Annotated in this window: 12 protein-coding genes; 4 read left to right on the forward strand and 8 right to left on the reverse strand. The window is 64.8% G+C overall.

All coding sequences use genetic code 11. The features are described 5' to 3' along the window. Positions 1 to 108: 108 nt before the first annotated feature. From AAF481_04530 to AAF481_04560, 7 genes are all read right to left on the reverse strand, one after another. Positions 109 to 465: an SUF system Fe-S cluster assembly protein gene (locus tag AAF481_04530; protein MEM7480417.1), complete on the reverse strand. Its 357-nt coding sequence runs from the start codon at positions 463 to 465 to the stop codon at positions 109 to 111. Then, entirely contained in the window at positions 462 to 938 is a 477-nt protein-coding gene (gene sufU, locus AAF481_04535; GenBank protein MEM7480418.1) for a Fe-S cluster assembly sulfur transfer protein SufU, read from the reverse strand. Before sufU ends, AAF481_04530 begins: the two co-directional genes overlap by 4 nt. Before the next feature lie 10 nt (positions 939 to 948). Next, entirely contained in the window at positions 949 to 2,226 is a 1,278-nt protein-coding gene (locus tag AAF481_04540; protein ID MEM7480419.1) for a cysteine desulfurase, read from the reverse strand. A gap of 22 nt (positions 2,227 to 2,248) precedes the next feature. After that, positions 2,249 to 3,613, reverse strand: a complete 1,365-nt coding sequence (sufD, locus tag AAF481_04545) for a Fe-S cluster assembly protein SufD (GenBank protein MEM7480420.1) — start codon at positions 3,611 to 3,613, stop codon at positions 2,249 to 2,251. A gap of 4 nt (positions 3,614 to 3,617) precedes the next feature. After that, positions 3,618 to 4,376 carry a Fe-S cluster assembly ATPase SufC gene (gene sufC / locus AAF481_04550; GenBank protein MEM7480421.1) on the reverse strand — a complete coding sequence of 253 codons (759 nt, stop codon included), beginning with the start codon at positions 4,374 to 4,376 and terminating at the stop codon, positions 3,618 to 3,620. A 177-nt stretch (positions 4,377 to 4,553) separates the two neighbouring features. Continuing rightward, positions 4,554 to 6,014, reverse strand: coding sequence for a Fe-S cluster assembly protein SufB (sufB, locus tag AAF481_04555; protein ID MEM7480422.1), 1,461 nt, complete (start codon positions 6,012 to 6,014; stop codon positions 4,554 to 4,556). A gap of 82 nt (positions 6,015 to 6,096) precedes the next feature. Further along, positions 6,097 to 6,552 (reverse strand): SUF system Fe-S cluster assembly regulator, encoded by a 456-nt coding sequence (locus AAF481_04560; GenBank protein MEM7480423.1) that lies wholly within the window; start codon positions 6,550 to 6,552, stop codon positions 6,097 to 6,099. A gap of 638 nt (positions 6,553 to 7,190) precedes the next feature. Here AAF481_04560 and AAF481_04565 point away from each other — a divergent pair. Together AAF481_04565 and AAF481_04570 are read left to right on the forward strand one after the other, a co-directional pair. Further along, positions 7,191 to 7,451, forward strand: a complete 261-nt coding sequence (locus tag AAF481_04565) for a hypothetical protein (GenBank protein MEM7480424.1) — start codon at positions 7,191 to 7,193, stop codon at positions 7,449 to 7,451. A 266-nt stretch (positions 7,452 to 7,717) separates the two neighbouring features. Continuing rightward, a complete protein-coding gene (locus AAF481_04570; GenBank protein MEM7480425.1) occupies positions 7,718 to 8,995 on the forward strand; it encodes a hypothetical protein in 1,278 nt (425 codons plus the stop codon). Between the two features lie 14 nt (positions 8,996 to 9,009). Here the strand turns inward: AAF481_04570 and AAF481_04575 are convergent, their stop codons facing one another. After that, a complete protein-coding gene (locus tag AAF481_04575; GenBank protein ID MEM7480426.1) occupies positions 9,010 to 10,167 on the reverse strand; it encodes a lysylphosphatidylglycerol synthase transmembrane domain-containing protein in 1,158 nt (385 codons plus the stop codon). A 270-nt stretch (positions 10,168 to 10,437) separates the two neighbouring features. Between AAF481_04575 and AAF481_04580 the strand changes: the two genes are divergently transcribed. Continuing rightward, positions 10,438 to 10,878 carry a division/cell wall cluster transcriptional repressor MraZ gene (locus AAF481_04580; GenBank protein ID MEM7480427.1) on the forward strand — a complete coding sequence of 147 codons (441 nt, stop codon included), beginning with the start codon at positions 10,438 to 10,440 and terminating at the stop codon, positions 10,876 to 10,878. 39 nt (positions 10,879 to 10,917) lie between these two features. Then, positions 10,918 to 11,844 (forward strand): 16S rRNA (cytosine(1402)-N(4))-methyltransferase RsmH, encoded by a 927-nt coding sequence (gene rsmH / locus AAF481_04585; protein MEM7480428.1) that lies wholly within the window; start codon positions 10,918 to 10,920, stop codon positions 11,842 to 11,844. Positions 11,845 to 11,891 lie beyond the last annotated feature (47 nt).

An 11,891-nucleotide genomic window follows, 5' to 3' on the forward strand; every position in this document is an offset into this window, starting at 1 on the left:
ATTCTCCCCCATCGGGGCGAAATGTTTGGTGAGGGCGACCGAAGTTCGCAGCGAGAGGGTCGAACGACACCGCAGATGCCGGTGCATCGGCCCTCGTAGCAGAACTTCCTACATCATCCCTAGCTGCAATCTGGCGGCCTCGGACATCATGCTCGGGTTCCACACCGGATCCCACACCACCTCGACCTCCGCGTCCTTCACTCCCTCGACATGCAGGATCTTGTCGCGCACTTCGCCGGGCAGGGAGCCGGCCACCGGGCAGGCTGGGGAGGTGAGGGTCATCTTGACGTGAATCTGCCGGTCGTCGGCGATGGCGATGTCGTAGATCAGGCCCAACTCGTAGATATTGACCGGGATTTCCGGGTCGAACACTTCCTGGACGGCGGCGACGATGCGGGCTTCGAGGTTGTCGGTATCCGGAATAGTGGCTTCCGGTGCCGGCGTGGTGGTGGTTTCTTCGCTCATGGGGGTGAATTCTCCGTCGAAACGGTGGGTGTTGATTCGGTCGAGGCGACCTTCGCTTCCAGGGCGCTCTGCAGCGTGTGCCAGGCGAGGGTGGCGCATTTGACCCGCATGGGAAACTCGCGCACGCCGGCCAGGGCTTCGAGCTTGCCGAGCTCCGTTTCCGCCCCTTCGCCTTTGCCGGTCATCAGGTGGTGAAAACCGGCGAACAGGCCCCTCACTTCGCTGAGGGAGTGGCCTCGCACTGCCTCCGTCATCAGCGAGGCCGAGGCGGTGGAGATGGCGCATCCGCTGCCCTCAAAGGTGGCGTCCACTACCTTGCCGTCGGCGATTCGCAGGAAGATCTCGACTTCGTCGCCGCACAGCGGGTTGTAGCCGCGGGCGCGGTGGCTCGGCTCCGCCAAGGCGCCGAAGTGGCGAGGCCGGCGGTTGTGGTCCAGGATGATCTCCTGGTAGAGCTCGGTGAGTTCGCTCATCGGGACGGCCTCAGGGGGCGAACAGTTGGCGCACTGTTCGCAGGCCCTCGGCGAGGGCGTCGACGTCCTGGCGACAGTTGTACAGGGCGAAGGAGGCGCGAGTGGTGGCCGGTACGCCGAGGCGCCGCATCAAGGGCTGGGCGCAGTGATGGCCGGCGCGCACCGCCACCCCGCGGCTCGCCAGCACGGTGCCGACGTCATGGGCGTGGGCACCCTCCATGACGAACGAGAGCACCGCTTGCTGTTCGCTTCCGGCCGGGATCAGCTCTAATCCGGGGACCTCGCGCAGCCGCTCCTCGGCGTAGGTCAAGAGATCCTTCTCGTGAGCGGCGAGGGCGCGCCAGTCCAGGGAGCCTAGGTAGTCGACGGCTGCTCCCAGGCCGACGGCGCCGGCAATGTTCGGGGTGCCGGCTTCGAAGCGGCTCGGCGGATCTTCGAATTCCGCCTTGTCGAAGGTGACGTACTGAATCATGCCGCCACCGGATTGGTAGGGCTCCATCGCCGCCAGCCGTTCGTAGCGCCCCCACAACACACCAATGCCGGTAGGGCCAAACATTTTGTGGCCGGAGAAGACGTAAAAGTCGCAGCCCAGCTCTTGGATGTTCACCGGGCCGTGGGGCACCGCCTGGGCGCCGTCCACCAGCACCGGCACGCCGTGATGCCGGGCGAGGGCCGTCACCTTCGAGATGGGCACCACCGTGCCGATGGCATTTGAAAGGTGGGTGATGGCGATCAGTCGAGTGCGGCTACCGATCAGCCCTTCGAGGGCGTCGAGGTCGAGGGCACCGTCATCGCCGATCGGCGCCACCTTCAAGGAAGCTCCGGCGCGCCGGCAGACCTGCTGCCAGGGCACCAGATTCGAGTGGTGCTCCAGCTCGCTGACGATCACCTCGTCGTCCACCGCCAGGCGCGGCGCGAGGAAACTCTGGGCGACCAGATTGATGCCCTCGGTGGTGCCGCGCACGAAGACCACCTCTTCCGTCCGCTCGGCGCCGATGAACGCCCGCACTTTTTCCCGGGCGCCGTCATAAGCCGCGTCGGCGCGGGCGGCGAGGTCGTAGAGGCCGCGATGGATGTTGGCGTAGCTGCCTTCGTAGAAGGCGGTCATCGCGTCGAGTACCGGACGGGGTTTCTGAGCGCTGGCGGCGCTGTCCAGAAATACCGGCGGCGCGCCGGCCGGGTCGCGACCTTCGGTCAAGAACGGGAAGTCGCGGCGCACCGCCTCCGCGTCGAAGGGCGGAATCTTCGACGGTGAGAGGCCGGATGTCGAGAGGGTGGTCGCCGTCATGGTGCTCCTAGTGGGTGCGCCGCTACACCGCCTGGCGCACGACCTCGCCGCGGGGCAGGCGGGTGAACAGGAACTCTTCGAGGTCCCGGCGAACATCGGGGACCTTGATGCGCTGCACGATGTCGCTGGCGAAGGCGTAGGTCAGCAGGCTGCTGGCCGCCTCGGCGCCAATGCCGCGGGAGCGCAGGTAAAAGACCGCCTCTTCATCGAGCTGGCCGACCGTCGAGCCGTGGGTGCAGCGCACGTCGTCGGCGAAGATCTCGAGCTGCGGCTGCGAGTTGGCGATCGCCCCCTCGGACAGCAGCAAATTGCGGTTGGACTGTTTGGCGTCGGTCTTCTGGGCGTTCGGGTGGACGTAGATGCGGCCGTTGAAGACCGCCCGCGACCTGCCGTCGAGAATGCCCTTGTATAGCTCGTAGCTGTTGCAGTGGGGCTTGGCGTGGTCCATCCGCATGTGGTTGTCCACATGCTGCTCGCCGGTGACCATGTACAGGCCGTTCAGGGTGCACTCGATGCCCTCGGCGTCGAGCACGGCGTTGACGTCGTTGCGGGTCAGGGCGCCGCCGGTGGAGACCGAGTGCGAGAAGAAGTTGCTGCTGCGCTCCTGGTAGATCTGGAGCGTCGCCAGGTGAAAGGCCTCGTGGCTCTCGTGCTGCACTTTGTAGTGATCCACCACCGCGTTGGGGGCCGCCACCACCTCCGTGACGGAGCAGGAAAAATAGCGCCCCGGTCCGAGCCCGGCGTAGGTCTCGACCACCGTCGCCTGGCTGTTCTCGCCGGCCACGATGAGATTCCGCGGATAGGAGACGATCGCTTCCGAGTCGGTTGCAGCGTCGCTGGACATGTAGAGCAGGTGGATGGGGGCCTCGATCACCGCGTTGGCCGGCAGGGAGATCAGGGCACCGTCCCGCAGGAAGGCGGTGTTCAGGGCGACAAAGGGGTTGTCGGCGGTGCGGGCGCGGCGGCCGAGGTGTTCGAGGGCGCGATCCGGATGCTCCGTCAGCGCCTCCGCCAGGCTACCGACGTAGGCGCCTTCCGGCAGGGCTATGAGGTTCGACAACTCCGCCGAGTAGAAGCCGTCTACGAACACCAGACGCAGCGCCCCATCGAAGACGAAGGGCTCGAGGGCCCGAGAAGTCACTGGCACCGCGCCGGTGGCGCGCCGGAAGGATCCCTGCGCGACGGCGGAGACGTCCGTGAAGCGCCAGTCCTCTTGCTTCAGGGTGGGGAATCCTTGGCTGGAGAACCGCTCGAGGCCCTCCTTGCGCAGCATGCGCAGGGCTTCCGGCTCACCGCGGCCGAGACTGGCGGTGAAGGCCTCCCAGTCCGTCAGGTACGGGGTGACGGCGGCCGACGTCGTGGGCTTCTCGAGGGTGGTCGTGCTCATCGTTCTATGCCGCCGGGCTGCGCTCGAAGGCGGCATAGCCGTGCTCTTCGAGTTCCAGGGCCAGTTCCTTGCCGCCGGTGCGCACGATCCGCCCGTCCACCATCACATGGACGACGTCCGGCACGATGTAGCGCAGCAGGCGCTGGTAGTGGGTGATCACCAGGAAGGAGCGATCTTCGCCGCGCATGGCGTTGACGCCGTTGGCGACGAACTTCAAGGCGTCGATGTCGAGGCCCGAGTCGGTCTCGTCCAAAACCGCCAGGGTGGGCTCCAGCACCGACATGTGGAAGATCTCGTTGCGCTTCTTCTCGCCGCCGGAGAAACCCTCGTTGACCGGCCGGTTGAGGAGCGCTTCATCCATCTCCACCAGTTTCATCTTCTCGCGCACCAGCTTGAGGAAGTCAACGGCGTCGATCTCGTCCAGGCCGCGGTGCTTGCGAATGGCGTTCAGGGCCGCTTTCAAGAAGTAGGTGTTGCTCACTCCGGGGATCTCTACCGGGTACTGGAAGGCGAGGAAAACCCCCTCCCGAGCGCGCTCTTCGGGATCGAGATCGAGCAGGTCTTCGCTCTTGAAGGTCACCGAGCCGTCGGTCACCTCGAATTCCTCGCGGCCGGCCAGCACCTGCGCCAGGGTGCTCTTTCCGGAGCCGTTCGGCCCCATGATGGCGTGCACCTCACCGGCGCCGATCCTCAAATCGATGCCCTTCAGGATCTCCGTATCATCGACCCCCGCGTGGAGGTTCTGGATGTCGAGAATGGTCATGGTGTCTTCTATCTCCCAAGCCTTGCGGGCAAGGCTGAATTCAATCGAATCGGTTCAAACTCTTCGGATTTGCAAGCCCGGCGAATCCATGGATGGGGTTCTGGGGGGCGGTCAGCCCCCCAGAAAACAGAAGTAGCTGGGCGCTGAAGATATGTTCTCGACATCTTCAGTGCCCAGCTATCCGACGCTGCCTTCCAAGCTGATCTCGAGCAGCTTCCGGGCCTCGACGGCGAACTCCATTGGCAGCTCCTGGAACACCTGTTTGCAGAAGCCGTTGACGATCATCGACACGGCGTCCTCGGTGTCGATGCCGCGCGAGTTGCAGTAGAAGATCTGATCCTCACCGATCTTCGAGGTGCTGGCCTCGTGCTCCATCTTGGCGGTGGGGTTCTGTACGTCGATGTACGGGAAGGTGTGGGCCCCGCACTGGTCGCCGATCAGCATCGAGTCGCACTGCGAGAAATTGTGGGCGCCCTCGGCTCCCTTGAGAATCCGCACCGCGCCGCGATAGGTGTTCTGGCCATGGCCGGCGGAGATCCCCTTGGAAATGATGATGCTCTTCGAGTTCTTGCCGAGGTGGATCATCTTGGTGCCGGTGTCGGCCTGCTGGCGGCCCTTGGAGACCGCCACCGAGTAGAACTCGCCCACCGTGTCGTCGCCCTGCAGGATCACGCTCGGGTACTTCCAGGTGATCGACGAACCGGTCTCCACCTGGGTCCAGGAGATCTTCGAACGGGGGCCGGCGCACTTGCCGCGTTTGGTGACGAAGTTGTAGATGCCGCCCTGGCCGGTGACCGGGTCGCCCGGGTACCAGTTCTGCACCGTCGAGTACTTGATCTGCGCATCGCCCAGGGCAACCAGCTCGACCACCGCCGCGTGCAGTTGGTTCTCGTCGCGCATCGGTGCCGTGCAGCCTTCGAGGTAGCTCACGTAGGAACCCTCGTCGGCAACGATCAAGGTGCGCTCGAATTGGCCGGTGTTCATGGCGTTGATCCGGAAGTAGGTCGAGAGCTCCATCGGGCAGCGCACTCCCGGCGGCACGTAGACAAAGGAACCGTCCGAGAACACCGCCGAGTTGAGGGTGGCGAAGAAGTTGTCGGTGTACGGCACCACCGTGCCGAGGTACTTCTTGACCAGCTCCGGATGATCTTTGACCGCTTCCGAGAAGGAGCAAAAGACGATCCCGAGATCCGCCAGCTTGTCCTTGAAGGTGGTGGCCACGGAGACACTGTCGAACACCGCGTCCACCGCCACTCCGGCGAGCATCTCCTGTTCCTTCAGGGGAATGCCGAGCTTCTCGTAGGTCGCGAGCAGCTCCGGATCCACCTCGTCCAGGCTCTTCGGGCCGTCGCTTTTATCCTTCAGCGCCGCATAGTAGGAGATCGCCTGATAGTCCACCGGATCGTAGGTGATGTTGGCCCAATTCGGCTCGCGCATGGTCAGCCAGTGGCGGTAGGCCCGCAGGCGCCACTCGGTGAGCCATTCGGGCTCTTCCTTCTTGGCGGAGATCAACCGCACTACGTCCTCGTTGAGGCCGGGCGGAATCGTCTCCTGATCGATGTCGGTGACGAAGCCGAATTCGTACTCGCGATTCGCGAACTCTTCGAGCATTGCGGTGGAGGAGTCGGGTGTCGTCATGGTGTTCCTATTCCGTCATGGGCCACCGGCGCGTGAGCGGCCGGTGGAGCCCTCAGTGGCTAGGTGTGAAGGCCCTCGCCGGCTAGGTGTGAAGGGTCTCGCCGCCGCCGAGAGGCACGAGGCGTTCGGTCACCAGCGGGCGGGTCATCTCCGCCAGGCTGATGCCGTCCAGCGCCTGCTTGATCGCGCCGTTGATGATCTGCCAGTTGCTCCGCATCGGGCAGATGGCCTCCTGCGAGCACAGGCCGGGACTGTCGTCGACGCACTCGGTGATGGCGATGGGCCCTTCGAGGGCCGCAATCACCTCCGAGATTTGGATCTCCTGCGGCGTCCGGGCCAAGGCGTAGCCGCCGTGTACGCCGCGGTGCGAGTCGAGCAATTCCTCCCGGGCGAGAAGCTTCAGGATCTTGCTGACCATCGGCGTCGGCAGATGGGTTTCCTCGGCGATCTCAGCGGTGCTGAAGCGGCGTTCGGGATCCGTCGCCATGTGCGAGGCGATGACGATGCCGTAGTCCGTTTGCTTGGTGATTCGAATCATGAGCGGTAGATACAGTTTATCGGCATAGCATTAGCGAGCCGTTTTTGTCGGTTTCCCTTCGCCTGGACTTCTGGCACCGACCTAAATCCTTACCCATCGTATTGCGAAAAACGGTGAATCGAAGACTGCGTGCGCCCGAAGGGCAATCCAGAAACAGTACCGGAAAGGTACCGATTGAGGATACGCATCGGGGGCGTTCCTGTCAAGGCGTGGTTGCCGATAGGCGGTGTCCCCCCGCCGGTCCGCTGGGGCTTTTGAAAAAGTATATACGCTTGTGAGCCAAGGCGTTCTTGGTTTTCCGGCGTATGTCCTCTTCGGGAAATTACCCGTACGGACTCCATCTTTGCCGTTTTCAGGCATAAAAAACTCCGCCGTGGGCGACGGGTAGACTCTTGGCGATTTTCACCTTTTTACCTCCTTCTGCAGAGCGGTGGAGCGTGAAGCGACGGGATTTGGGCAATTCTTGCAATCTTGTCCCCCTGCGGCTAGTTTGCTTTCACCTTGGGGGTGTGAGGCGGACGGCGGCGGTCGCTTCGAGCGCTGCAAGGAGCCGCCGGAAAGGGAACACATCTATGTTGTGTCACCGGATTCCAAAACGCACCTTTTGGTTTCTTGCGAGCGCCGTAGTATTGCTCGCAATGATGCTGGCGCCGGCTTCCTATGGAGTTGACGACAGCCGTCAGGAGGCGGCCTACGAGACCGAGTCTCCCTTCTTGACGTCTATCCTGGATCGAATCCGAGCGGTGCTCGGAGGCCCAAAGGCCCACGCCGCCGGCAACACCGATCCCGACCCTCGGGAGGACGACCAAGAAGACGAGGGCGACGATTCGGACGACTCCGGGGGCGGCATTCTCTCGCCGGGTCCGACGATGGATCCAGGAGGTGGTCGCCGCTGGTAGGGCTCTTCGTTTTCGATGGATGGCGAGCGGCCCGATCGATGAATGTTTTAGGGGTTTTCTTTACGCGGTAGTGCGGATTGAAGTTCTGTAGATTTTGAGGGGACGCCCGGCGCGATCATCGCCGCGACGGTATGGCGTCCACCACCGGAGGAAACATGAGTCACCACCCCGATCCATCCGACATTGTGGCCTTTGTGAGGTCTGTAGGCGAGGGTTGGCGTGAGCGGGTGCTCGCGCACCTCCCCGATTGTCCGAGCTGTCGTGAGGTGACGGCTCGCGCGGTTCGCGACTTGCGGGCGGCGGAGCAGAGTCTCAAGCTGCTGCGCTTTGCTCAGCCCCGTGCCGTGTCGCGGCCGGAATCTCGGCCCGAGCCCCGGCCGGTGCCGCAACGTACCTGGTGGACCCGGCCGCGGGCGAGCGCCCGTGAGGTGGAGCGAGCCGAGGATCTGCTCTGTGACCTGCTCGCCTTGACGGACGGCGGGCGTGAACTTCGAATCCGCAACGAAGACCGTTTCCACTCTCTGGCCTTGGCGGAAGTTCTACTGGAAGAAGCGAGGGAGACGGGGTTCGATGATCCTCGGGAAGGAGAGCGCCTCGCCCGTCTCGGACTCCTTCTACTCGAATCGCTGGACTCCCACTACCACGGGCGTCGGATCCTTGACGATCTGCGCGGCCGCGCCCACGTTTTTCTCGGCAACAACCTGCGCTTGGCTCGCGACCTTCAGGGTGCGGAGCGTGAACTGACCTTGGCGGCGGAGTTTCTCGCCGATTCGCCGAACGAACTCGAAGAGGTCGCGCGGGTGCACTTTCTCGCGCTGCTGCGCAAAGAGCAGGGTCGCTGCGAGGAGACGGCAGACCTGCTGCACGAGGTTTGCGAGCGCTACGAATCCCTCGGCGAAGACAACCGGGCGGCCCGCGCCTTCGCGTCCCTCGGCGACCTGCTGCTGCGCCAGGGTTTGCCGGAAGAAGCGGCCCAGCCGTTGGCCGAAGCCCTGGTTCGCCTGGATCCGGAAGAGGATCCGCGGACCCTGTTGTGCGTGCGCCACAACCTGGTGGTCTGTCTGCTAGACCTCGGCAAGGCCGCCGACGCCGAAGATCTGTTCCAGCGCTGCGAAGAAGACTATGAGCGCTTTCCGGACACCTACACCAAGCTCCACGCGGACTGGCTCCGCGGTATGCTCGCCGCCGGCCTGGGGCGGGAAGAAGAGGCGGAGGCGTACCTGACTTCGGTGCGCGACCGATTCGTGGAAAACGATCTGTTCTGGGATTCGGCGATCATCTCCCTCGACCTGGCGATGCTCTATTCCCGCCAGGGGCGCACCGCCGAGGTGCGCGAGATCGCTCGCACCATGACCCCCATCATCGCCGCTCAGGACAACCCCCGGGAGACCACCGCCGCCTTGATGTTCTTCGCTACCGTGGCCGAGCAGGAGCGGGCTTCGGTGCAGGCCATTCGCCGGGTGGCTCAGTTCCTGCGCAAGGCGTCCCTCAATCCGCAACTCAAGTTCAGTAGCAGAACTGCTGAAGATCCGCTTCGCGGATGATTTCAGCGGCACTGCTACTTGTTTGTTTTCAGGGGGCTAGGCGCCGCCTCGGCCTGCGGCTTCACCCCTTCCTCGGCGGCTAGCGCCTCCTCCTCGTCCGGGGGCGCCCAGCCCTCTGGGCTCGGTCGCGCGGCCGATCGTTCCAGCCACAGTAGGGAAGTTCCCCCCACCGTGAACACTGTCGCGTAGTGCAGGCCGCGGTAGAGCAGAGCGGCGGCGGCGGCGTCTCCGCCGTCGATGCCCAGCGCGACATAGGTGCCGATCATCGCCGCCTCGGTGGCCCCCACGCCGCCGGGCGTACCCAGCAGGGCGCCCGCGGCGGTGCCCAGGGCGACGGCGGCGAAGGCCACCAGGTAGGCGGTCGGCGCTTCGACGGCGGCGAAGAACATCCACTGGGCGGCGGCGTTGACCGCCGCGTAGGCCAGTCCTAGAGCGAGAGAGGCGAGCATCAGCGATCGCCGACGAAGCAGCTCGCGGAGCGTGTCGAGGACCGGGCGCCCGCGCTCGACCCAGCGTTCGAAGCGGGTCTGCCGCGCCTTGCCGAGGCGCTGCGTCCAGCGCCCCAGCAACTTCCGTTCGAGCCATGATCCGCGCCGGTCGCGCTCCTTCCGGCGGTCCCGGAGGAAGGCGCGAAGGAGACCCAAGCTCAGTCCCGATGCGAGAACGGCCAGGGCGATGGCGAGGGCCGTTCGTCCGGTGGCCCAGACGGCACCGATGATCGCAGCGGTGGTGAGGCCCGTCAGGGCGACTTGGTGAGAGATCTGATCGAACAGCACCGTGCCATAGGCACGGCCGGTGCTCAGGGGCGTCCGGCGACCGAGGTAGCGAGCCCGCAGAAGGCCACCTAACAGCTTCGCTGCCGGCGTGATGTGGTTGACGGCGGCGGCGCCCACCACCATCGCGCAGAGCGCCCCTGGTGCCGCGCGCACGCCGATCGCTCGCACCGCCAGATTCCAGCGCCAGGCCCATAGCCCATAGCGAGCGAGGAGCAGCGCTGTCGCGGCGATCAGAGGGCCGCGCCGGGCGGCGACGATGCGCTGGGCGAGTTCGCTCCAGTCGATGCGCGAGGCGACTCCTGCGGCGAGGGCCACGGCCAGGGCCAGGGCGAGCCAGCGAGCGCTTCGGCGGAGGGAGCGCCGGAGGAGCGGCGGAAAGGGGGGCGAGGTGGCCATGGCGGGATGGTCAGCATAGCCGAGGTGGTGCCCTCATCCCATCCAGGTGAACTCTCGAGGGATGGATCCTCGGAAGACCCACTTCGACTTACGCCCCATTAGCGCCAATGGAGGACTTTTTGATGGGAATTTCGACCGAAAGCAGGCCTCCAGTGGAGTAAACGAAGGCTCGCTGGGGCGCATTGGGGCGTGGGGTGGAAATTTGTGGACAAAAGTGGAGCATGCATGCTACGGTCAGCCGTAACTACCTTTTTACGGTGGGCGATATCTATGTTTCGAGGCAGTGCTCCAGCCAAGATCGACGTCAAAGGGCGGCTCAAGTTGCCGACGGCCTTTCGCCGTGCGATCGACGATCGATACGGCGCCGATCTGTTCGTGACGTCGATCGAGGGGGACTGCGCCAAGGTCTATCCGTTGGCCGTGTGGGAGGAGATCGAAGCCAAGCTCCAGGCGTTGCCTTCGACGAACCGCGCCAAGTCCCGGTTCATGGAGCGAGTGAGCTACTTCGGTCAACAGGGACGGATGGATGCCCAGGGAAGGATCGTCCTTCCCCAGATCCTGCGCGAGAGTGCGGAGATGAACGGTGAAGTGGTGGTGAGTGCCCAGATCGACCATCTGGTGGTGTGGAACCGCGAGCGTTTCGAGACTCGCTTGGCGGACGAACCGTTCACGGAGGACGACTACGGCGCCCTGAGTGAGCTGGGTATCTAGACGTCTGGCGCGGCGCGACGAGCCCGGAGAGGTCTTGAGGTGGATGCCCAGCACGTTCCGGTGTTGCTCGAAGAAAGCCTCGAGTACCTCGCCATCGAGCGGGGTGGACTGTTCGTGGACTGCACCCTGGGGTTGGGGGGGCATGCGGGAGAGATCCTCCGGCGAGCCCCGGAGGCTCGAGTGTTGGGGATCGATCGCGACGGCGAAGCTCTCGCCTTGGCGCGCCGGCGCCTGGCTCCCTTCGGCGAGCGGGTGCGCTTGGTCGAGGGCAACTTTCATGACCTCTGTTCCCTCCTGGAGTCTTCTGGGCTGCGGAACGGGGAGAGGCCGGCGGGCGTGCTGGCCGATCTCGGCGTGTCGTCGATGCAGCTCGACCGTGCCGAGCGAGGTTTCAGTTTCCGCAAGGAGGGGCCGTTGGACATGCGCATGGGAGGGACCGAGATGACCGCCGCGAATGTCGTGAATCAGCGTCCGGAGATGGAACTGGTGCGGATCTTCAAGGAATACGGCGAGGAGAAGCAAGCCAAGCGCATCGCTCGGGCGGTGGTCGAGGCTCGTGGGCGGCAGCCGCTGCGCACCACTTCGGAGCTGGCCGACCTGGTGCGCGAGGTCAAGGGCCGCGGTGCACGCGGCCACGACCCGGCCACGCAGGTGTTTCAGGCCCTGCGTATCGAGGTCAACGAAGAGCTGTCGCGCTTGCGCCGCTTTATCGATGAAGCTGTCCGCCTGGTCGATCAGGACGGCCGGCTAGTGGTGATCTCTTACCACAGCTTGGAGGACCGCATCGTCAAGCACGGCCTGCGCGATCTCGACCGCGGCCAGGTCGACCAGGTGACCGGTCGGCCGTTGGCCGAGACCCGTTTGATCGAGGTCCTCACCAAGAAACCAGTGCGCCCGGGAGGCCAGGAGATCGCGCTCAATCCGCGCTCCCGTTCCGCCCGGCTGCGCGCGGCGCGGAGGATCTGACCCTGGCCAACGCTTACGCCTACCGGCGCCCGGTCGAGAACGAGTAC

The organism is Acidobacteriota bacterium (genome assembly GCA_039030395.1).
Lineage (GTDB): Bacteria > Acidobacteriota > Thermoanaerobaculia > Multivoradales > JBCCEF01 > JBCCEF01.